Here is a 20,899-nt window from a genome sequence, read left to right on the forward strand (position 1 = left end):
TCCGGCGATCAAGGGGTGGACCAGGGTGGACCAACCACTCCACCCTTACGCGCGAGGTTCAGGCGTCTCCAGGGCCGCAGGGGCAGACTTACGGACCAAGTGGGCGGTCTGAAGCTTCGCGGCGTCGTAGATCCGCTTGACGTCGCCGTCGAAGTACGACGAGTACGAGGTGTCGGCGCTGTGGCCGCCGGTCATCCAGCCGCCGGTGACACCGATCAGCCTGGGCGGCTCACCGCCCGCGGTGATGAAGGGGCCGCCGGAGGTACCGCCGACGTAGCCGTCACAGTCGACCTCGGTGAAGGTCCCCCCGCGCCACAGCCTGCCGCCGCCGTCCCTGACATCCCCGGTGGTGTACTTCTTCGTCGGCGTGGTGCAGCTGAGGGGGTCCTGCTTGGGCTTGTAGCTGCCGCCGCCGTACAGATACGGGTACCCGATGGCGAGCACGGTGTGGTGGAACCCGGCATTGAACCCCATCGGAATGGCCCCGACGACATCCTCGACCTCCTTGCCGTCACCGCGCGGCTCGGTGGCGAGGAACGCGACGTCGACGTCGGTGAAGTCCTCCTCGCTCTTCCGGGTCCCCGTGTAACCAGGATCCTTGAAGATGTGGCCCTTCTCGATGGGGTACACGCCATGCGGCATCAGGCTCTTCGCGCTGTGCTGCGGCACGAAGACCAGCTTCTCCTGCCGTCCACCGCTGTCGAAACAGTGCGCTGCCGACGCGACCAGGTTCTTGCCCGGGGAGGGTACGACGGTGCCGCCGCAGAAGCGGTAGTCGTAGCGGTCGGGATACTCGTCGCCCGCTTTCCGCGCCCAGAAGAAGGTGCCGACTTCCTTGATGCCCTCGAAGGTGTGCGAGGGCGAGCGCGGCACACTCTCGCGAGCCCACCGCTCCTCGACCGGCTCGGCCCGCGCCATACGCTTCGGCGTCCAGAACTTCTCGATCGGCGTCGGCTCAGGGGCGGACCGGGCCGGTCCCGCGGCGGCCAGGAGCATGGCCGTGACCGCCAGGAGCGTGGCCGCGGCGGCTGTCGCCGTCAGGCTGCGTTTGGTTCTCTCAGTGGTGCTCACGCCGCAGAGTCAACCAAGACAGGAGGTCGCGCACCGGGCGGCACCGTCCGGCGCGGCGGCCGTGCAGGGGGCTGCTCTCCGAGATTTCACCCGACGAGGGTTTGTGTCCCTATGACGGACAGGAGCGCGAGGCGCTCGGCGTCCTCGGTGCCGGGCTCGGCGGTGTAGATCATGATGTGCAGGTCGTTGCCGGTGACGTGGAGGATGTCGCAGTCCAGGGTGATCGCGCCGACATGAGGGTGGTCGATCGTCTTGTGCGCGCCAGGGGGCGGGACGGCGGCGCCCGATTGCCACAGCTCCTCGAAGAGCGGGCTGCGGGTGCGCAGCGTGCCGACGAGGTCCTGGAGGCGCGGGTCGGCGGGGTAGCGGCTGGCCGTCGCGCGCAGGGCGGCGGCCTGCTGGGCCCGGAGGACGCCGAGGGAGTCCGGGGTGTGACGTACGCGGGTGCCGGTGCCGAGGAAGTTGCGCCATACGGCGTTGAGGTCGTTGCCGTGCCATTCGCCCATGAGCGCGGTGTAGAGGGGGTTGGCCAGGAGCTGGGTCCAGGCGGCGTCGAAGACCGCGACGGGGGTGGTGGTCAGCCGGTCGAGCATCCGCTGGACGCCCGGCGTGATGTACGCGGAGATCGTCTCGGGGCCCGGTACTGCGAGTCCGGCGAGTTCGAACAGGAGGGCGCGTGTGTCCGTGGTCAGTCGAAGAGCACGGGCGAGGGCTTCGACGACCTGGGCGGAGGGGTTGGAGGCGCGCCCCTGTTCGAGGCGGGTGACGTAGTCCACCGAGATCCCCGCCAGCTGAGCCAGCTCTTCGCGGCGCAGGCCCGCGGCGCGCCGGTGGCCACCTGCGGGGAGGCCCACGATGTCGGGCGTGACCTGGTCTCGCCAGCGGCGCAGGGCCGCGCCGAGTTCTGTCGTTGCCATGGCGGTCAGTGTGGCTTACGGGCGGGATGATGTGCCTGGTACTGGTAGTCCTATGAAGGCGGGTCTACTTCCTGATGTGCTGTTTTGTCGCCAAAGTGGAGGCATGACAGAGACAGGAACGTCCACCGCACCTGTGGTGGGCTGGATCGGCCGAGCGGCGTGCCGCACGTCCGCCACGACGGCGTTCTCCCACTCGCCGAACAGCTCGGCGGGCACCTGTCCGGCGTCGAGGCCCGCTTCGCGCATGGCCTGGTCGACCTCGCCCGCCGCCTCAGCGCATAGGCAGTAGGCAGTAGGCAGTAGGCAGAAGACGGCCTGCGAATGCCACGCCGTCCGGGCCCCGGCCGAACTCGACCCGGCTCCGTACGAGCCGTACTCCACACAGCGTAAGGACGCCACTCATGAGCACCCTCGCCCTCGTCACCGGCGCCACCTCCGGCATCGGCCTGGCCTTCGCCCAACGCCTCGCCGCCGACGGCCACGACCTGATCGTGGTCGGCCGAGGCCAGGACAGACTCGACGCGTTCGCCGACGCCCACCCCCAGGTCAAGGTCCGCACCGTCGCAGCCGACCTGTCCACCCAGGAGGGCATCGACAAGGTCGCCGCCCACTGCGCGGACGAGCCCCTGGACCTGTTGATCAACAACGCCGGTGTCGCCCACTACATGCCGCTGGCCGACCTGCCCGCCGACCGGGCCCGCGAAGTCGTCAACGTCAAGGTCCTCGCCCCCACCCTGCTCATGAACGCCGCGGTCGGCGGCATGCAGGAACGCGGCAGAGGCACGATCATCAACATCGCGGGCATGATCGCCTTCAGCGGCCCCGCGGGCCCCGAGGTCATGCCGCGCCGCGCCGTCTACGCGGGCACCCTCGCCCACCTCGTCGCCATGTCCCAGACCCTGGCCGCCGAGTTGCAGGGCACCGGAGTCACCGTCCACGCCGTCTGCCCCGGCATCGTCGCCACCAACTTCCACGCGGTGCAGGGCATCGACGCCAGCGCCATCCCGCGCATGAACGCCGAGGACTTCGTCACCGGCACCCTGCGCGGCCTCGAACTCGGCGAGGTCGTCATCGCCCCCGGCATCGAAGACCGCACACTGCTCGACAACGTCTTCCAGGCCGACCTCGCCGCCTTCGCCGGCCAGAGCCCCACCCTCGCCACCCGCTACCAGACCACCTGACCCGCGTCGAGAACGCCCTCCGCCGTGCGGGGACTCACCTCGGGTCCGCAGGGCCTCGCTTGTCCTCAACGTGTACGACGTGAAGTTCGGTGCCGTCCCGGTGGCGCTTGGAACGCCCGAAAAGCCCGACAGCGATCTCCGACTCGTCCTGAGGCTCGTCAGGCCCGACATAGGTAAGGACGTCGTTGTGGTGCCCGGTGACGACCCATCCCTCGGCATCCTTGACGTCGATCACCCCGAAGTCCCCCGCGGAAGACCCGGCATGCGCCGGGCCGAACTCCTGCATGATCCCGGCGGCCTGTTCGGCAAGCTCTCCATCCGGAGCGGTCAGCACGACGCAAGTGCCATGCTCGAACAGCACCCACGACTTGCGCGGGTCGGCGAGAAGCCGCTGCCAGACATCTATCAGCATCTCGGTGTTCACGGTGGTCATGTCCTATCAGTCCCCGGCCGGAGGTCGACGGTGGCCGTCTCTAGCAGCGATACGAGGATCGGCTCGGCATGTGTCCACAGCAGCGCGCCGCCGATCCCCGGTACTACCCGGCGATGAGCACCGGGCAGACGGGCAGCGAGCAGTGTCCCGTTGTCGGGCGAGTGGCTGGTGTCCCGTTCGCCGTACCAGATGTCCACCGGGACGGTAATCGCATCGAGGGCGAACGGCCAGCGCCCCATGGTCAGGACCGTGTCGCGTGCGTAACCGGCAGCGCCTTGGGCAAAGCCCTCGCCCAAGGCCCTGCGGTACGCAGCGGCGAAACCAGGATCCTGATACACCGCGAGGTCGCTCTCCGGGCTCCCGGCCATGACCATGTCCCACATCGCATCCGCCGTGAAGCCCGCGAAAAACTCCTCGGCGCCGGTCGGGTCGCACGCGGTCCGCTCGACCAGGCCACGCACATCGGGCGCCACACTGGACGCGAACTCCGGTGCGGCGACCTCATCCCCGCCGGAGACGACAGCCAGCGCCGATGCCACACCTTCCGCAGCGCAGGCCAGAGCGAACGGCGCCCCCTGCGAGTTCCCGACCACAGCGGGACGCCCCAGCCCTCGCAACACGCAGAGTTGGCGAATATCACCGGTCACGGTGGAAAAGGTCCGGCCGGGCGCAGGTGTTGAGGCACCGAGCCCCGGGCGGTCCACAGAGACAAGACGGACCCCGAGCGCCTCGACGGCCCCTGCGCCAACGCCGAGCCATCGGCTCGTGGCCGCACCCGGGCACAACAGAACAGGCACCCCGTCCAGCGGCCCCCACTCGGCCCAACCGAGCGTCCGTCCATCAGACAGTCGACTCTCGCCGAGCCGGGCAGGATCGTCGGCGTACGCAGTCATGATTCACATCATGGCCACGGGCAAGATGCCTCGCACTCGAATTTCACCTGCGCGAACTCGCACCAGACGACCTTGCCGGGGTCGCGTTCCGCAATCCCCCACTTGTCGGCAAGCGCCGCCACGAGCAGCAGGCCGCGCCCCGACTCTGCGTCACCGTGCTCGTCGGCGCCGGGCCGGGGCCATCCCGCGCCGCTGTCGTGCACTTCGACGCGGAGTACGTCACCGGAGAAGCTCAGCCCCAGCCGGAATCCCCGCCCCGGCGGCACTCCGTGCACCAGGGCGTTGCTCGCCAACTCACTGACACAGAGCGCGATGTCGTACGCACGGTCACCGATCCCCCAGTCGGCGAGCGCGTCGCTCGCGAAGGCGCGGGCAGCGGGGACGGACTGGCGTTCGCGCCGGTAGAAGCGTTCGCGTGGAGTTTCGTCGTTCACGTGACGAGAGTCACTCTCCGTGGCCATCATGAATCAGTACGTAAACCCGTACGGCCGGGCTGTACGGGTTTGCTGCGTGAATGCGCTGCTTCTGATGGGGAGTTGGACCGTATGAACAACAGCCCTAAGCGGCGGTCACGGAGGAACGCCTCGGCGATGCGGATGGTGGGCGCGCTGCTCGCCGTCCACCGCGAGGCGGCCGGGTACACACAGAGGTCGCTGGCCGAGAGGTTCGTCGTCGGCGAGGAGCACATTGCCTCTATTGAGCAGGGGCGGCGGCCCCTGAAGATGGACCTGGCGGTGCAGCTGGACTAACTCCTCCGCACCAACCGGACGTTGGAGACCGCCGTCGACAATATGCCGGAGGTGGATCTGGTTCCTCGGTGGGCCGAGGAGTATCTGGACTGCGAGCGGGAGGCTATTGCGATCTCCGTGTACGAGAGCCTGCTCGTCCCCGGTCAGCTCCAGACCGAGGGGTACGCACGGGCGGTCTTTCGGAGCCGCGTTCCTGTGTATGACGAGGATGAGATCGAGCAGCTCGTGGCGACGCGCCTGGAACGACAGGCGATCCTGCACCGCAAGATCCCACCAACTACCAGTTTCGTAATCTGGGAAGCGGCACTACGAGATCGGCTCGGCGGTAAGGACGTGTATGCCGAGCAACTCCGCCATCTGCGCGAGTACGCCGTGATCCCGGGACTCTCCTTGCAGGTTCTACCGCTCGGACGCACCACACACGCGGGCCTCAACGGCCCCTTCGTCCTGTTGGAAACCCCTGAACACCAGAGGCTCGCCTACACAGAGACACAACGCGGAAGCCGACTGATCGCTGATCCCAACGAGGTTGCGATCCTTACTCAGAAATATGCGATGCTGCGGACACAGGCCCTCAACTCCGAGGACACCATGGGTCTGTTGGACCAACTGCTAGGAGAGCAATGAGCGGCAGCACCGCGCTTAAGTGGTTCAAGTCCAGCTATAGCGGCGATGAAGGCGGCCAGTGCCTCGAAGTCGCCTACGCCTGGCGCAAGTCCAGCTGCAGCGGAAGCGAAGGCGGCGCCTGCGTGGAAATCGCCGCCCACCCCACCGCCGTACACATCCGTGACTCAAAGACCCCGGACAGCGGCCCGCACCTCACCGTCGCGCCCGATGCCTGGACGGCGTTCCTGTCACTCCCCCAGGCCCGCGCCTAGCGCCACGCTTCGCAGGGCCATGTCCGCCACCTCCTGGAGGTCCTCGCGGGTGGTGCCGCCCGCGGCCTGGACCGCGATGCCGTTCGCCACGGTCATGAGGTAGCGGGCGAGCAACCCGGGATCGGTCTCGTTGGGCAGGTCGCCTTCGTCGACGGCCTGTCGGAACCGGTCGCGTAGGAGCGCGGTGCCCTCGCCGCGCCAGGCGGTGAGTGCGTCGCGGGCGTTGCGGCCGGGGTCGCCGACGGCGAGGGCGCCTTGGACGCCGAGGCATCCGGTGGGGCAGTCGGGGCGGGTACTGGCCCGGACGGAGCCGCCCAGGAACGCGGTGGCCACCTGCTCGGCGGTCGATTCCTGAAGGGCCCGGGCCACGTACGCGGCGGGACCTTCGGCGTAGCGCTCCAGAGCCTTGCGGAACAGCTCGTCCTTGTTGCCGAAGGCCGCGTACATGCTGGTGCGGGTGATGCCCATGGCGTTGGTCAGGTCGGCGAGGCTGGCGCCTTCGTAGCCCTGCTCCCAGAAGACCCGCATGGCGCGTTCGAGGGCCTCGTCGACGTCGAAGCCTCTGGGCCGGCCGATCGGCGCCTTCCGCTGGATCTCCATGCGGCCAACCTTACTCTTCTGTACCGATCGGTGCGGAAAGTGCTACGGTCTCATTCAGTACCGATCGGTACTGAACTCTGTGGAGGTCATTCGCATGGGACAGCTCGAAGGCAAGACCGCCGTCGTCACCGGTGGCGGTACCGGAATCGGCCTGGCCACCGCGGTACGGCTGGCAGCCGAGGGCGCGCACGTGTTCATCACCGGCCGGCGCAAGACCGAGCTGGACGTGGCGGTCGAGACGATCGGCTCGGCGGGGGCCACCGCGGTGGCCGGTGACATCTCGAACCTGGCCGACCTGGACCGGCTCTACGACGCGGTCCGGTCCCGGGGCCAGGGCCTGGACGTGGTCTTCGCGAACGCGGCGAGCTTCTCGTTCGCGACCCTGGAGCAGGTCACCGAGGAGCACTTCGACCAGACCTTCGACGTCAACGTGCGGGGCACGCTGTTCACCGTCCAGAAGGCGCTCCCCCTGCTCAACGACGGCGCGTCCGTGATCCTGAACGCGTCCACCGCCGCCGACAACGGCACGGAGGCGTTCGGCACGTACGCGGCGTCCAAGGCCGCCGTCCGGTCCTACGCGCGAACCTGGGCCAACGAACTCAAGGGCCGCGGCATCCGGGTCAACGCCATCTCACCGGGCCCGATCGACACCCCCGGAATCACGACCGTCTTCGGCGAGGACAACGCGGCCGACGCCAGGGTGAACCTCGCCGCGGGTCTGGCGATCGGCCGCATGGGCCGCCCGGAGGAAGTCGCCGCACTGGTGGCATTCCTGGCCTCCACGGAGAGCAGCTTCATCCTCGGAGCCAACCTGTACGTGGACGGCGGCGAGAACCAGATCTAGCCTCAGCCCGCATTGCAGGAAAGTCCCACCCTGGAGGGCTAAATGCCTGTCTGGAGCGGGACTTTCCTGCAGCCCGCCCCGAATATCCGGGTGCGGCCGCCGTAGCCCCTCGGGTACGGTCCGTCCCGTGTCCGTAACCAAGTAACTCCAGGTGCCCCACCCGCCCCGCGGGTCCGGCACGGAAGCGTCCTGTCTTCCTCCGCCCCGCCGTTCGACGGCCGGGGCCGATCTGGAGTGCCTGTTCGTGAACACCTTTCCCCGGCGCACGCTCACGCTTGCCCTTCTCTCCCTCCTCCAGTTCCTCATCGCGATCGACGTCACCGTCGTGAACGTGGCGCTGCCCGCCATCGGCGCCCGCTTCGACGCGGGTCCCGCCGCCCTCTCCTGGGTGGTCACCGGCTACACGCTCGTCGGCGGCGGGCTGCTGCTGCTCGGCGGGCGGCTCACCGACCTGCTCGGCAGGCGGCGGATGTTCCTGCTCGGGGCCGCGCTCTTCGCGCTCGCCTCGCTCGCGGCGGGGCTCGCGCCGAATCTTCAGACGCTGATCGCCGCCCGGTTCGCGCAGGGTGCGGGCGAGGCGCTCGCCTCACCTGCCGCGATGTCGCTGATCGCGCTGCTCTACCCCGGCCCCGAGGAACGTACGAGGGCGCTCGGGGTCTGGGGTGCGATCTCGGCGGGCGGGCTCGTCGTCGGCGTACTGCTCTCCGGCGTGATCGTCGAACTCCTCGACTGGCGCTGGATCTTCGGCATCAATGTGCCGATCGCGGCGGTCGTCATCGCGGTCACGCCCACGCTGGTGCGGGCGGACGGACCGCGCGCAGTCGGGCGCCGCCTCGATCTGCTCGGTGCGGCGCTCCTGACGGGCGGGCCCATCACCCTCGTCTACGGCGTCCTGCGCGGGTCGGTCGCGGCGATGCTCGCCGGGGTCGTACTCGTCGGCGCCTTCGTGCTCGTCGAGGCGCGTACGAAGTCGCCGCTCGTGCCGCTCTCCTTCTTCGCGCACCGCACCCGCGCGATCGCGAACGCGGCGACCGTCCCGCTGAGCGCCGGCCTCTCGACCAGCTTCTTCCTGCTCAGCCTCTACATGCAGGACGTCGTCGAACTCTCGCCCCTCCAGGCCGGGTTGGCCTATCTCCCGTTCTGCGCCGCACTCCTGGCGGCGATCTTCCTGACGTCCCGGTTGATCGGGGCGGTCGGGAGTAAGTACACCGCCCTGCTCGGTCTCCTCCTCACGGCCGCCGGGCTCGGCTGGCTGGCCCGCCTTCCTGACGACGGCGGCCTGTGGGTGGACGTGCTGCCGGGCATGATCGGTGTCGCGGCCGGGATGGGCATCGGGCTGCTCGCCCTGCAACACGCCGCGCTCTCGGACGTCACCGAGGACGACGCGGGCACCGCATCCGGCGTCCAGCGCTCCGTCGACCAGCTCGGCGGCTCACTCGGGCTCGCGGTCCTGGTGGGCGCGGCGGTCGGTGGCGGCAGCGCCCAAGGCGCCGACTACCGGGCCGCGTTCGGGTGGGCCGCACTCGGCGTGCTCGTCACGGCCGTGGGCATGGCGGTGGGCATGGTGGTGAGCATGGTGGTGGGCGCCCGCAGGAAATAGTCGACGTCGGACGGCGGTCACTCATGTGGTTCCGCCGCTGCTGCCCGAACCTTCGACGCTCTGCAAGCTCACCGTCGGCGGCGGGATGTGCCCTCGTCCGACGAGGACGAGGCCTCAAGAATGGTGTTGACCTCGGGCGTCCCCCTCCGTTGGCCCTTCCGGACGCGATTCTCGTGCTGGGCACCGCCGACACGCCCCTGCGGGTAGTCGTTGAGGAACTCGGGTGCTTCGTGGTTCGGGTTGGCCTGCCGCCGGAGCGCGCTGCGGATGTGCTTGAGCGCTCCCGGCTCGCGAACCCTTTCGGCGTTGGCGATTCCCATGATCATCGCCGCCGCCCGGCACTGGTCGTCGCTCAGCCCCTCGATCTCCTCCTCGCTCAGCGTCCGCCCCTCCAGCGCGGCGACGAGGGGGGCGAAGTGCTCGGCGTCGAGTTCGGGGACCAGGCCGATGAACTGGTTCTGTTCCTCACGGACGTAGCGGCCGTCGGTGTTGTGGGTTCCCGGATACTGGCGCTGGTTGGTGGTGACGTTCGGAGCACTTCCGCGCCCGGGGCCATCGTTGTACGGACCGAACGGGGTTTCGTGCGTGGAGAAGCTTGCTGCTTGCCGGCCACCGCCGCGTTCGGTGTCGCGCTTGGCCCAACGTTCCCGCCGTTTGTTGGCTTTGTCGCGATCCTCGTCGGTGACCCTCTGCACGTACGCGGTGGCGGCAGCGTTTCCCGCCAAGCTCTGCACGGCCGAGACGGACGACTGCGTGACCTGACCGTTTCCCAGGAGGTGCGCCGCATCGACGCCTCGTGTATCTGAGGTCCGAAGTGGCAGAGCCTTTCCTTCTTGCTCGCCGCGCTCGCTCTTCCGGTCGAAACCCATGACGCTGCCGCTCCCTGTAGTGGGGTCGGTAGCCGGACGTGACACCTGGCCCCGAACCGTTCCGCCAGTCGCCTCCGACGCTAGGCGTATCGGGGGCGTCTGTGGATGTCCATTAGGGCAGACCTCCGTACACGCGGGATCCGTGCACGCGGGATCCGTACACGCGAGACCGGACCGTCCGCGGGAAACAACTCGACAGCGCCATGTCGCCGTGCCTAAGATCCACGGCGACATCGCGTGTCGGTCACCGGCTGGGTGAGGCATGGAGGTGTCGGGAGATGCCTTCTGGAGGCATTCCTTGTCGGTCGAACTGAATCACACGATCATCCACGCCCGGGACAACCGGGAGTCCGCCGAGTTCTTCGCGGACCTTCTGGGCCTTGAGATCACCTCGGAGTGGGGCCCGTTCATCGCGGTGGAATTGAGCAACGCCGTCACTCTGGACTTCGCCACCGTCCCCGCGGACAAGATCACCCCGCAGCACTACGCGTTCCTGATCTCCGAGGCGGAGTTCGGGGCGGCGTACGAGAAGATCAAGGCGCGTGACGTCCAGCACTGGGCCGATCCGCAGCAGAAGCTGCCGGGCGAGATCAACACCAACGACGGCGGCCGGGGCGTGTACTTCCTGGATCCGACGGGGCACGCCATGGAGATCATCACCGTGCCGTACGGCGGCTTCCCCGCGTAGTCGTCCCCCCGTCGCGGCAGTCGCGCCCGTCGCGCCCCTCGTTCATGACGGGCAGCTCTTCGCGTCGTCCCCCCGGTACGTCCGGTACAGCGGCAGGTCCTCCTTGTCGCCGGACCGGGCTACCGGCGGGAACTCGATGACCGGGACGGGCTTGCAGACGGCCCACTGGTCGTTCTCACCCGGGCCGGTGAACCCGAAGGTGCCGCTCGCCCCGACGAGGCAGCCCCTGCACGTCCCGTCGCTGATGGTCGAGATGGTGAGCGTGCTGTACACGTCCTTGGTGGAGGGCAGCCGCGCCGGGACGGGGGTCTGCTTGCCGTCTTCGGTGATCTCGCTGTACGTACGGTCGACGGCGGACGCGAGGAGGGCGAACCCGTCGTAATACATGGCCATGTACCCGTCCGCCAAGGGCCTGGTCCCGAGATCGTGATCGCTGTTTATCTTCTTGAAGCGCGCGTGGAAGGGCGAGAAACCGGACGGCGCATGACCGATGTCCGTCTCCCAGTCAGGATCGAAGGCCGAGGCGTCGACGATCGTGGCGTTGGCCCTGTGCAGGCTCCGCCTGGTGTCGGCGGAGGTGAGCGTCGGCTCCATGCCTATGCCGACCTTGAGGATCCGCAGCTTGCCGCTGCGGTCACAACCGCCCTCGTTCGCAAGGCGGTTGATGAAGGCGGGCAGATCCTGGTCGCGGCCAGCGAAGAAGACGGTGTCCGCCTTGTCGCGGCAGATCCTCGTGACGGCGTCGGCGAAGCGCCGCGGGATGCCCTGGTCGTCGCCCGACGAACCGATGTAGTGGGAGTTGTGGTTCTTCAGGTCGTAGGTCTTGCCGAAGTGCCGTTCGAAGATCTCACGCAGGTTCTTCGAGTACACGTCTCCTTCGCGGCTGTCCCAGAGCAGCAGGCCCTTCTCCTCCTGCGGATAGCGGTCGATGTAGTGGGAGAGAGCCTTGATGAACTGTTCGTTGTTGGGCGACGTCTTGAAGAAGTACCGGAAATTCATGGAGGCGGCGGTGATGACAGGGCCGACCGTCGGAATGCCGCGCCTGGTGAGTTCGGCGACCGATTTACGGGTGTCCGTCGTGCTGCTCGGGATGCCGGTCACCCCCACCAGCGGCGCCTCAGTGTCCTGCGTCATCTCGGCGAGACGGTCGACGACGGGCTTCCACTGCTTGAGGTCGTTGCCGTCGGGGGCGAAGAGCAGCTGGTAGTGCGGCCCGCTGGCACTGTTCGCCTCAAGCTGCGCCGCGAGGGCTCCCGCGAGGGCGCGCCGGATCATGTCGCCGGTCATCGCGCTCGACTCGTTCGACGTGAAGGGCATCATCAGGGCGATGCGTACGTAGGGAATGCGGGCCTTGCGGTTCGGCGGGTTCTCCCAGTCCTGTGCGACCCGGGCGTTCTCGTCCGCGATGGCCGTGATGAGGCTCTCGGACTTCTTGTCCGCGTCGAAGGCGTGGGCGGTGACCCCGATGCACTCCCCCGCTATCTCCTCCAGGCCGTCACCGCACGGGCCGGGGCGCGAGTTGTTCCAGGTGATGCCGCCGACGACGAGAGCGGCGACCACCACGGCGGCCACGAGCCATTCGAGGGGGCCCCACTCCTTGGGCGGGTGGTTGAACATCATGACCCCTCACTGGCGGGGACGGGCAGGACCTGCCGTTTGCGGGCGGCGGCCGGCCAGTCACGGGCGGCTCTGCCGAGGGCCGCGTACCAGGTGCGGTGGCGCCGGGAGAGGTATCCGAGTTCGTCGCCGACCGCCTGGCACAAGGTTTCGGCATCCGGGTCGATCACCGGGTCGGCGTACGGCTCGGACAGGTACCACAGGGCGTGCAGGAGCCGGTTGATGCAGCGGCCGGCCTCGTCGAGATGGGCGTAGCGTGCGGCGTGCTCCCCCAGCGCGATCTCCACCCTGTGGTCGCTCCAACCCACCGCGTCCTCCTGCGCGTTCATCGACCACTCGGCGCTCCCCGACGGCGGAGTCGGCGCGGTGGCGCAGTCCCGCAGGCACTGCAACCAGTGCTGGACGCTCTGCTCCGCCTCCTCCGCACCGAACTCGTCGGCCAGCATGTCCACCACGCGTGCCGCGTTCCCCGCGGCCAGGCTGTGCCGCAGCGCGTCCGCCTCCTCGTTGGCGGAGCGCTGCACGTGGTGCAGATGCAGGAAGCGGTGGATCTGGTGCCAGCTGTGCGGATCGTCGGGGGGCGGCGACGTACGGCGCGCCTCGTGGACGAGGAGCGCCTGGAGCAGCCTGCTCTCCACCAACCGGGCCTCGGCGGGGACGGTTTGCTGCCACTGCCGCTGCACCAGGTACTGTGCCGCCGCGTTGGCGGGCAGCTGCTCGGGGCCGTCGAGACGCAGGTTCTCGGCGAGGGCCTCCGCGGTCGCGTTGTCCCGCGCGAGGCACAGCACGAGGAGCCGGTCGCGCTGGCGCCGGTCGGGCAGCAGATCCTCCAGGAGCACCTGGGTGACCGGGCGCCCCTGCGCGGTGGGCAGATCGAGGAGGTCTTTCGGGGCCACCTTGCGGTTCTGGCGGGCCGCGTGCACAACTGCCTCGCACAGTACGGTGCTTGCCGCGGGGTGCCCGCCGGTCAGGGAGTGCAGTGCCGACGCCAGGTGCGGGTGGAGCAGCCGCACGGATGCCCGGTCGAGCATCGAGAGCACTTCGTCCCTGCCGAGCGGCGTGAGCGGCACGACGAGCAGTCCCGCGGACGGGTCGTGTCCCGCGCGCTGCCATATGGCGGCGGCCTGCTTGCGCCGCGCGCCGCCTCCGGTAGGCAGCAGGTCGGCCAGTTGACGGCGTACGGCCTGCGGGGCCTCGTCCTGCGGTACGTCGCCGAGGCGGGTGGCGACGACGGTGATCCGGTCGCGGTGGGGCCGCTGCGCGGTGGCGCGGTGTTCGAGGAGCAGGTCCAGGAAGCGCTGCCCCGCGGGGGCGTGCGCCTCGTCGAGGAGGATCAGCGGCCAGGGCTCACGGTTCATGGACCGCACCCAGCCGTAGGCGGCGGCCACCTCTTCGAGGAAGGCGGCCATGAGGGTGTTCTCGACGGCGTGTTGGTAGTCACCGCCCCGGTGGAAGCGCCGGCCGAGCTCGAGCAGGGCATCGAGCTTTCCGGTGACACCGTCCGGTGTGGTGTGCCGCTGTGCGTACCAGTGCCGGGCCGAGACGACGCCGCGCAGCGACTGGAGTTCCCGCAGGATCGCCGCCGTGACCGGCTGCGAGCCGTCGTCGTCCTCCACCGCGACACCGGCGGCGGCCGCGCCCGCCGCATCGGTGATGGAGGCCTCGACCCGCTCCGACCACTGCCGCGCCACGTCCCGCTCGGCCCCGGAGAGGAGACCGCAGGCGATGAGGAGCCTGGCCTGCCGGGCGCACATGGCGTCCCGTTCGTCCGCGTCGCCGAGGAACCAGCCGGAGACCGCGAACAGGCCCGGCAACAGGATGGGAAAGAGGCCGAGCCCGGGGGCGAGCGCGCACACGATGCGCTCCAGGACCTGCACGAACTCGGCGGCCGGGGCGGCGGGCACGCCCTCGGCCTCGGCGGGGACGACGGGCACGGCGACGGATGCCGTCCCCGGCGCCACGACCCGTACATGCGCCAGCGGAAGCCGCTTGTCGTAGTGGCGCGCGAGCCCGTCCAGGACGGCGCTGCGCCCCAGGCCGTGCTGCCCGGTGAGCAGGACGACGGGCACGTCGTCGCCGAACTCCCGCTTCCTGCGCGCACGTTCGTCGTAGGCCAGTCCGGTGAGGGACGGAACGAGTGAACTCACCAGAGGATCGCGACCGTACAGCAGTGGGGTTTGCGGCTTGCCCATCCGACGACATCCTGCTTCCGCTGGGAGCGTTCGGCCGCGAACAGGGCGAGCGGCAGCGCTCCCCCGGTACACCAGCCGCTGACTACTGCTCCAACTCCTCCCGCATCAGTGGAACTTATCTGTGCTTCCGGTCACCCGCCAGCGGAATCGCGGGAGACCAGCGGCACGTAAGAACGTTGTTCTACCCTCTTCAGGGCTGTGGATAAATCTCGAGGTCGAACCGGCCGGGAAGGTCCACCGCAGCGCGGACCTCTCCCGGGTAGGCGAGCCTGACCCGTCGCAGCCCGGCCAGACCGGCCAGGTGCGAGAGGTCGATGTCGGTGCCCTGGATGAGATGGATCTCCACGAGCCCCGGCAGCCTGCGGGCGATGCGCCGCAACGACACGGGTGCGCCCGGCTTCGCGTACACGTAGAGGTGTGTGACCTGCGAGACCTGCGCCCTCGGGTCGAAGAGCAGCGTGCTCAGCTGCTCGGGCGAGAGGGTCAGGGTGCGCAGCTCGGGCAGTCGGGCGAGCAGGGCGCCCCACTCGTCCGGCAGGAGTCGCTCGCCCGCCTCGTGCAGGCGCAGTTCCTCAAGGGCCTGGAAGTGTGCGATCTCCGAGAGGTCGACCGTGCCCATCGGCAGCGCGAGGACCCGCAGGTCCCCGAGGCGGGACAGGTCGGGGAGGCCGCGCCAGGGCACTTGAAGACCCAGGTGCAGGGCGGTCAGGCGCGGGCAGTCCGCCAGCTTCGACAGCGGTTCGAACTGCGGGAGGTCTTCCAGTACGAGGGTGTGCAGCTGGGGCAGCCTGGTGAGCGGTGCGGGCTCCCTGAGGTTGCGGCAGCCCCGCAGGGTGAGGCTCTCCAGGGCCGGGAAGTCCGCGAGCAGACCGAGGTCGTCCAGCTGGAGCGCGCCGCGCAGCCTCAGCTCGCGCAGACGGCGCGGGTCGAGGGCCGCGCGCACGGCCTCCGGTGCGAAGTCGCCGTGGATACCGACGCGTTCGCAGCCGGGCATGCCCGCGAGTGCGTCGAGTTCGGCCCGCGAGCGTACGGTGACGGGCTGCGAGGAGTCCGCCGTGAGGAGCGGCCGGATGATGTCGTCGGCGTAGACAGCGGTGTCGAACCGGTCCCAGTGGCCCAGGAGTTGGGCCCGCACCAGGGGCTGTCGGGTGTTGAGGAACTCCTTCAGGCGCGGGATGGCGGCATCACCGCCGATCTGGCAGATCGCGTGGACGGTCGCGAGCTCCTCGTCGCCCTCCAGGTCCCCCGCCCTTGGCAGCAGGCCGAGCAGCAGCGGCCCCGTGCGCGCGAGGACCCTGGCCTGGCGCAGGCTGCGCGGCGGGACCATGCGTGCCGCCTCGGTCTCGATGGTCTGCCGCACGGCGGGGTCGAGGCGGGTGGCCTGCTCGAGCGAGGCGAGGGCGAGCAGCCGCAGTCTGGCCTGAACCATCGCGTCTTTCTCGCGGTTGCCGCGTTCGTTGAGCCGCATGAGCAGATCTGCGCGTCCCTTGTGATCGCTCTGCGCGACGGCCATCTGCACCACGTCCTCCCACTCGTCCGCATGGGCGTTCTTCACAAGAATGCCGAAGTCCCGCTCTTCAAGCACCGCCTTGGCCCCGAGATAATCCTGAAAAGTGCGGTGAATGAAGTCCACGGCCCCCGGTGCGGGCTCACGCAGCAGTCCGGTGCGCACGAGGAGGTAGCGCAGGACCCTCTCCGGTTCCCCCATCTTCTGAAGGCTCGGAACCTGCGGCTGAAGCCTGCGCAGCAGCTCCAGGGCGTCCGTGCGCTCGATCTGGGTGCGTTCGTTTCTGATCAGCCAGTACGCGAGGCGCTTGAGGGGTTCGGCGGCGGCGTCCTCGCTGAGCTCGGGGGGTACGCCGCGCTCCTTGTCGCGCCGTTCGAGCAGCATGGACAGAGCCGCCTTGTAGAGGGCGGCCCGCCCCTCGGGCAGAAAGCCGTTGCGCTCCTCGTGCAGGGCGCACATCAGGCTGCACATCAGCGGGTTGGTGGCGAGCCTGCTCAACTCCGGTCGTGTGCGCAGGGATTGGATGAGAAGGTCGTCCACCCCTTCGGGTGCCTCTGCCGCCGCGTGCCACCGCTGGATGAAGCGCCGCAGGTCGTCGGGGCGCAGCCCGTTCAGGGTGAACTCGTGGAAGCCCTCGCGCTCCAGCCAGCCGGGGGCGAGCGCGGAGGGCCGGGTGGTGGCGAGCCACAGGTTGCCGGAGAAGGCGGCGATGAGCCGGCGCAGCCACTCCCGGGTGCGCGTGCGGTCGGACTCGGGAATCTCGTCGAGGCCGTCGATGAGCAGGAGGCCCCGGCCGTTCTGCAGCACGCGCGCCGTCCAGCCGTCGGGCTCGGTGCCCACGTGCGGGCAGCCCATCCGGCGCAGGAAGTCGTCGGGCAGGGGCAGTTCGGTGCCTTCGCGGACCAGGGTGCGCAGCGGCAGGACGAAGGGAACACGGCCGAGGAGCTGTGGCAGATGCCCCGGCACCGTGTCCTGGCGCGCGGTGGTCAGGGCCAGCCACTGGACGACCGTCGTCTTGCCCGTTCCGGCGAGTCCCTGCAGTAGTACGCGCCTGTGGCCGACGAGGACGGACTCGACGCTGTCCTCCAGTTCCGCCGTCCTCCCCTCGCGGGCCACGTCGGGCTCGACGTCCACGGCTGCCGTCGCGACGGCGCGCAGGCTCAGATAGGCGCTCTCCAGGGGCCACTCCTGGCCGCCGGGGTCGCGCAGGTCGACTCCGTGGAGGGTGAGACTGCTGTGCTGCTGGATGACGTAGTCGGAGTACTTCTCCTCGAAGCGGGCGTCCGCCGCCGTCCAGTCGTCCCCCGAGACGCGGCGCAGAATCACTTCCAACTGGTCGCGCTGGCGGCGCAGTTCATGGAACTCCTCCAGTTGGGCCCGGGCCGCGAATCCGGGCCGCTGGGTGAAGAACCGCACGAGGTGCACACAGGCCGTCCGCAGGAGTACGTCGTGGAAGAGCGCCGCGTCACGGGTGAGCAGCCTGCGCGTGTCGGGCCCGGCCTTGCGGGAGAGCTCCTTGGCGAGCTCCTCGGGCCCGAGCACGAAGAGCTGCACGTCGTCCATGTCTAGCTCGCCGAGGGCGAAGAGGGTACGGGTGAGCGCCTGCCCGACGGCGTCGTGCTCGTCCTGCGCGATCGGCCTCTCGTGCGGCCCCGCGGCCCGCACCGCCCGGCGCACGAGCTCCTGGGCGAGCCGGTGCATGTCGTCCTTGCTGAGCGTGGGGTGGTCCCCGGCGAAGGACAGCAACCCCGTGATGCGTACGGGCCGTTCGGAGTACTCGGCTCCGGGCGCCTTGGGCGGCGGCAGCAACAGCCGCTTCAGCAAGGGCACGACGACCGAGGACGCGACCTTGATACCCATTGCTCCAGCGTCCACTGCAACCCCCGTCGCCGCCGCGAGTTCCTTGCGCACACAAAGCGTAGGGCCCGCACCCCCTTCACGGGAGTACGGGCCCAACTGCCCTGGTACAAGGTTTACTTGCGGATCAGCTTTCCTTGCGGATCAGCCTTCCTTGCGGATCAGCGAGCGCAGCACGTACTGCATGATGCCGCCGTTGCGGTAGTAGTCCGCCTCGCCGGGGGTGTCGATACGGACGACCGCGTCGAAGTCCACGCCGGTGTCGGTGGTGACCTTGACCGTACGCGGGGTCGTGCCGTTGTTCAGCTCGGTCACGCCGGTAAAGGAGAAGGCCTCCTCGCCGGTCAGGCCGAGGGTCTGTGCGGTCTGGCCCTCCGGGAACTGGAGCGGCAGGACGCCCATGCCGATGAGGTTCGAGCGGTGGATGCGCTCGTACGACTCGGCGATGACGGCCCGCACGCCGAGGAGCGCGGTGCCCTTGGCGGCCCAGTCGCGGGACGAACCGGAGCCGTACTCCTTGCCCGCGAGGATCGCGAGCGGGGTACCGGCCGCCTGGTAGTTCTGCGAGGCGTCGTAGATGAAGGAGACGGGGGCGTCGTCCTTCGTGAAGTCGCGGGTGAAGCCGCCCTCGGTGCCCGGCGCGATCTGGTTGCGCAGGCGGATGTTGGCGAACGTGCCACGGATCATGACCTCGTGGTTGCCACGGCGCGAGCCGTAGGAGTTGAAGTCGCGACGCTCGACGCCGTGCTCCGTGAGGTACTTGCCGGCCGGGGTGTCGGCCTTGATCGCACCGGCCGGGGAGATGTGGTCGGTGGTGACCGAGTCGCCCAGCTTGGCCAGGACGCGGGCGCCCGTGATGTCGGAGACCGGGGTGGTCTCCATCGTCATGCCCTCGAAGTAAGGGGGCTTACGGACGTACGTCGACTGCGGGTCCCACTCGAAGGTGTTGCCGGTCGGGATCGACAGGGCCTGCCACTGGGCGTCGCCCGCGAAGACGTCCTGGTAGGACTTGTTGAACATGTCCTCGCCGATGGAGTTGGCGACGACGTCGTTCACCTCGGCCTCGGTGGGCCAGATGTCCTTCAGGTAGACGGGGTTGCCGTCCTGGTCGGCGCCGAGCGCGTCCTTGGTGATGTCCACCTTCATCGAACCCGCGATGGCGTACGCGACGACCAGCGGCGGGGACGCCAGGTAGTTCATCTTGACGTCGGGGTTGATGCGGCCCTCGAAGTTCCGGTTGCCGGAGAGGACGGACGTCACGGCCAGGTCGGCGTCGTTGACCGCCTTGGAGACCTCCTCGGGCAGCGGGCCCGAGTTGCCGATGCAGGTGGTGCAGCCGTAGCCGACGAGGTTGAAGCCGACCTTGTCGAGGTAGGGGGTGAGCCCCGCCTTGTCGAAGTAGTCGGTGACGACCTTGGAGCCCGGGGCGAGGGTGGTCTTGACCCACGGCTTGCGGGTCAGGCCCTTCTCGACGGCCTTCTTCGCGACGAGCGCGGCGGCGACCATCACGTACGGGTTCGAGGTGTTGGTGCAGGAGGTGATCGCGGCGACGGTGACGGCGCCGTGGTCGATCTCGTACGTCGAGCCGTCGGGGGCCGTGACCGTGGTCGGCTTCGACGGGGTGCCGTTGGAGACGGCCGGGGCGTCGGAGGCCGGGAAGGACTCCTTGCCCGCCTCGGAGTCGTCGGAGACGTAGTTGCGCACGTCCTGCGCGAACTGCTGCGAGGCGTTGGCGAGGACGATGCGGTCCTGCGGACGCTTCGGGCCCGCGATGGAGGGGACGACCGTGGAGAGGTCGAGCTCCAGCTTCTCGGAGAAGTCCGGCTCGGCGGCCGGGTCGAGCCAGAGGCCCTGCTCCTTGGCGTACGCCTCGACGAGCGCGACCTGCTGCGCGTCACGGCCGGTCAGGCGGAGGTACTTCAGCGTCTCGTCGTCGATCGGGAAGATCGCGGCGGTGGAGCCGAACTCCGGCGACATGTTGCCGATGGTGGCGCGGTTGGCGAGGCTCGTGGCCGCCACACCCTCGCCGTAGAACTCGACGAACTTGCCGACGACGCCGTGCTTGCGCAGCATCTCGGTGATCGTGAGCACGAGGTCCGTGGCGGTGGTGCCGGCCGGCAGCTCACCGGTCAGCTTGAAGCCGACGACGCGCGGGATGAGCATGGAGACCGGCTGGCCCAGCATCGCGGCCTCGGCCTCGATGCCGCCGACGCCCCAGCCGAGCACGCCCAGGCCGTTGACCATCGTGGTGTGCGAGTCGGTGCCGACCAGCGTGTCGGGGTAGGCCTGGCCCTTGCGGACCATGACCGTGCGCGCCAGGTGCTCGATGTTGACCTGGTGGACGATGCCGGTGCCCGGGGGGACGACCTTGAACTCGTCGAAGGCGGTCTGGCCCCAGCGCAGGAACTGGTAGCGCTCCTTGTTGCGGCCGTACTCCAGCTCGACGTTCTGGCCGAAGGCGTCCTTCGTGCCGAACTTGTCGGCGATCACGGAGTGGTCGATGACCAGCTCGGCCGGGGCCAGCGGGTTGATCTTGTCCGCGTCACCGCCGAGCTCCTTGACGGCCTCACGCATCGTGGCGAGGTCCACGACGCAGGGCACGCCGGTGAAGTCCTGCATGATCACGCGAGCCGGCGTGAACTGGATCTCCTGCGACGGCTGCGCCTGGGAGTCCCAGGAGCCGAGCGCGCGGATGTGGTCGGCGGTGATGTTCGCGCCGTCCTCGGTGCGGAGCAGGTTCTCCAGAAGCACCTTCAGGCTGTAAGGGAGGCGCGCGGAGCCCTCTACCTTGTCCAGCTTGAAGATCTCGTACGACTCGTCGCCCACGCTGAGCGTGCTGCGGGCGTCGAAGCTGTTCGCCGACACGACAGTCTCCTTCATATATGTGCGCGTTGAATCACATCCTGCCGCCACGACTCGTCGTCGATCCGCTAAGGTAAGGCTTAGTTAGGTAACCCTTACCGGGTGGCGGCTCCTGGTGCGCCTCGGCAGATATCTCGATGT

At 69.1% G+C, this 20,899-nt stretch carries 17 protein-coding genes and 1 pseudogene; 7 read left to right on the top strand and 11 right to left on the bottom strand.

Annotation, left to right across the window (positions count from 1 at the left end):
* Positions 1-45 precede the first annotated feature (45 nt).
* Entirely contained in the window at positions 46-1,071 is a 1,026-nt protein-coding gene (locus ACWFRJ_RS14975; protein ID WP_453529321.1) for a trypsin-like serine peptidase, read from the bottom strand.
* Between the two features lie 86 nt (positions 1,072-1,157).
* On the bottom strand, positions 1,158-1,988 hold the full coding sequence (locus tag ACWFRJ_RS14980) for a helix-turn-helix transcriptional regulator (RefSeq protein ID WP_453529324.1): 831 nt from the start codon (positions 1,986-1,988) through the stop codon (positions 1,158-1,160).
* A gap of 159 nt (positions 1,989-2,147) precedes the next feature.
* Between ACWFRJ_RS14980 and ACWFRJ_RS14985 the strand changes: the two genes are divergently transcribed.
* Together ACWFRJ_RS14985 and ACWFRJ_RS14990 are read left to right on the top strand one after the other, a co-directional pair.
* Entirely contained in the window at positions 2,148-2,270 is a 123-nt protein-coding gene (locus tag ACWFRJ_RS14985; protein WP_453529327.1) for a hypothetical protein, read from the top strand.
* A gap of 119 nt (positions 2,271-2,389) precedes the next feature.
* Entirely contained in the window at positions 2,390-3,169 is a 780-nt protein-coding gene (locus ACWFRJ_RS14990) for an SDR family NAD(P)-dependent oxidoreductase (RefSeq protein ID WP_453529330.1), read from the top strand.
* Positions 3,170-3,203: 34 nt separating this feature from the next.
* Here ACWFRJ_RS14990 and ACWFRJ_RS14995 read toward each other — a convergent pair whose 3' ends face one another.
* From ACWFRJ_RS14995 to ACWFRJ_RS15005, 3 genes are read right to left on the bottom strand one after another with little or no spacing between them, the layout of a single operon-like run.
* Positions 3,204-3,602, bottom strand: a complete 399-nt coding sequence (locus tag ACWFRJ_RS14995) for a hypothetical protein (RefSeq protein ID WP_453529333.1) — start codon at positions 3,600-3,602, stop codon at positions 3,204-3,206.
* On the bottom strand, positions 3,599-4,495 hold the full coding sequence (locus ACWFRJ_RS15000; protein WP_453529336.1) for an alpha/beta fold hydrolase: 897 nt from the start codon (positions 4,493-4,495) through the stop codon (positions 3,599-3,601). The genes ACWFRJ_RS14995 and ACWFRJ_RS15000 overlap by 4 nt, the downstream gene beginning before the upstream one ends.
* An 8-nt stretch (positions 4,496-4,503) precedes the next feature.
* Positions 4,504-4,929, bottom strand: a complete 426-nt coding sequence (locus ACWFRJ_RS15005) for an ATP-binding protein (protein ID WP_453529339.1) — start codon at positions 4,927-4,929, stop codon at positions 4,504-4,506.
* A gap of 28 nt (positions 4,930-4,957) precedes the next feature.
* Between ACWFRJ_RS15005 and ACWFRJ_RS15010 the strand changes: the two are divergent.
* Both ACWFRJ_RS15010 and ACWFRJ_RS15015 read left to right on the top strand, forming a co-directional pair.
* A pseudogene (locus tag ACWFRJ_RS15010) lies at positions 4,958-5,871 on the top strand (helix-turn-helix domain-containing protein).
* Complete coding sequence (locus ACWFRJ_RS15015; protein WP_453529342.1) at positions 5,868-6,122, top strand: DUF397 domain-containing protein; 255 nt, start codon at positions 5,868-5,870, stop codon at positions 6,120-6,122. Before ACWFRJ_RS15010 ends, ACWFRJ_RS15015 begins: the two are co-directional and overlap by 4 nt.
* Here ACWFRJ_RS15015 and ACWFRJ_RS15020 read toward each other — a convergent pair.
* Positions 6,099-6,722, bottom strand: coding sequence for a TetR/AcrR family transcriptional regulator (locus tag ACWFRJ_RS15020; protein WP_453529345.1), 624 nt, complete (start codon positions 6,720-6,722; stop codon positions 6,099-6,101). The genes ACWFRJ_RS15015 and ACWFRJ_RS15020 overlap by 24 nt on opposite strands.
* Positions 6,723-6,816: 94 nt before the next feature.
* On the opposite strand from ACWFRJ_RS15020, the gene ACWFRJ_RS15025 reads away from it, so the two are divergent.
* Together ACWFRJ_RS15025 and ACWFRJ_RS15030 are read left to right on the top strand one after the other, a co-directional pair.
* Complete coding sequence (locus ACWFRJ_RS15025; RefSeq protein ID WP_453529348.1) at positions 6,817-7,566, top strand: SDR family NAD(P)-dependent oxidoreductase; 750 nt, start codon at positions 6,817-6,819, stop codon at positions 7,564-7,566.
* Positions 7,567-7,810: 244 nt separating this feature from the next.
* Positions 7,811-9,166: an MFS transporter gene (locus tag ACWFRJ_RS15030; RefSeq protein ID WP_453529351.1), complete on the top strand. Its 1,356-nt coding sequence runs from the start codon at positions 7,811-7,813 to the stop codon at positions 9,164-9,166.
* 68 nt (positions 9,167-9,234) lie between these two features.
* On the opposite strand, the gene ACWFRJ_RS15035 is transcribed toward ACWFRJ_RS15030, so the two are convergent.
* Complete coding sequence (locus ACWFRJ_RS15035; RefSeq protein ID WP_453529354.1) at positions 9,235-10,035, bottom strand: hypothetical protein; 801 nt, start codon at positions 10,033-10,035, stop codon at positions 9,235-9,237.
* A gap of 298 nt (positions 10,036-10,333) precedes the next feature.
* Between ACWFRJ_RS15035 and ACWFRJ_RS15040 the strand changes: the two genes are divergently transcribed.
* A complete protein-coding gene (locus ACWFRJ_RS15040; protein ID WP_453529357.1) occupies positions 10,334-10,723 on the top strand; it encodes a VOC family protein in 390 nt (129 codons plus the stop codon).
* Positions 10,724-10,765: 42 nt separating this feature from the next.
* Here ACWFRJ_RS15040 and ACWFRJ_RS15045 read toward each other — a convergent pair whose 3' ends face one another.
* The 4 genes from ACWFRJ_RS15045 to acnA all read right to left on the bottom strand — a co-directional run bounded on the left by ACWFRJ_RS15045 (position 10,766) and on the right by acnA (position 20,761).
* Positions 10,766-12,343 carry an ABC transporter substrate-binding protein gene (locus ACWFRJ_RS15045; RefSeq protein WP_453529360.1) on the bottom strand — a complete coding sequence of 526 codons (1,578 nt, stop codon included), beginning with the start codon at positions 12,341-12,343 and terminating at the stop codon, positions 10,766-10,768.
* Positions 12,340-14,487, bottom strand: a complete 2,148-nt coding sequence (locus ACWFRJ_RS15050) for an ATP-binding protein (protein WP_453529363.1) — start codon at positions 14,485-14,487, stop codon at positions 12,340-12,342. The genes ACWFRJ_RS15045 and ACWFRJ_RS15050 overlap by 4 nt, the downstream gene beginning before the upstream one ends.
* Before the next feature lie 235 nt (positions 14,488-14,722).
* Positions 14,723-17,899, bottom strand: coding sequence for an NACHT domain-containing protein (locus ACWFRJ_RS15055; protein WP_453529366.1), 3,177 nt, complete (start codon positions 17,897-17,899; stop codon positions 14,723-14,725).
* 141 nt (positions 17,900-18,040) lie between these two features.
* Complete coding sequence (gene acnA, locus ACWFRJ_RS15060) at positions 18,041-20,761, bottom strand: aconitate hydratase AcnA (protein WP_453529369.1); 2,721 nt, start codon at positions 20,759-20,761, stop codon at positions 18,041-18,043.
* Between the last annotated feature and the right edge of the window lie 138 nt (positions 20,762-20,899).

Source organism: Streptomyces sp. NPDC055239 (assembly GCF_053606205.1).

Excerpts from the sequence above, each read along its gene's own strand:
- ACWFRJ_RS14980 (WP_453529324.1), bottom strand. The coding sequence starts at position 1,988 with ATGGCAACGACAGAACTCGGCGCGGCCCTGCGCCGCTGGCGAGACCAG.
- ACWFRJ_RS14990 (WP_453529330.1), top strand. The coding sequence starts at position 2,390 with ATGAGCACCCTCGCCCTCGTCACCGGCGCCACCTCCGGCATCGGCCTG.
- ACWFRJ_RS14995 (WP_453529333.1), bottom strand. The coding sequence starts at position 3,602 with ATGACCACCGTGAACACCGAGATGCTGATAGATGTCTGGCAGCGGCTT.
- ACWFRJ_RS15000 (WP_453529336.1), bottom strand. The coding sequence starts at position 4,495 with ATGACTGCGTACGCCGACGATCCTGCCCGGCTCGGCGAGAGTCGACTG.
- ACWFRJ_RS15015 (WP_453529342.1), top strand. The coding sequence starts at position 5,868 with ATGAGCGGCAGCACCGCGCTTAAGTGGTTCAAGTCCAGCTATAGCGGC.
- ACWFRJ_RS15020 (WP_453529345.1), bottom strand. The coding sequence starts at position 6,722 with ATGGAGATCCAGCGGAAGGCGCCGATCGGCCGGCCCAGAGGCTTCGAC.
- ACWFRJ_RS15025 (WP_453529348.1), top strand. The coding sequence starts at position 6,817 with ATGGGACAGCTCGAAGGCAAGACCGCCGTCGTCACCGGTGGCGGTACC.
- ACWFRJ_RS15035 (WP_453529354.1), bottom strand. The coding sequence starts at position 10,035 with ATGGGTTTCGACCGGAAGAGCGAGCGCGGCGAGCAAGAAGGAAAGGCT.
- ACWFRJ_RS15045 (WP_453529360.1), bottom strand. The coding sequence starts at position 12,343 with ATGATGTTCAACCACCCGCCCAAGGAGTGGGGCCCCCTCGAATGGCTC.
- ACWFRJ_RS15055 (WP_453529366.1), bottom strand. The coding sequence starts at position 17,899 with ATGGGTATCAAGGTCGCGTCCTCGGTCGTCGTGCCCTTGCTGAAGCGG.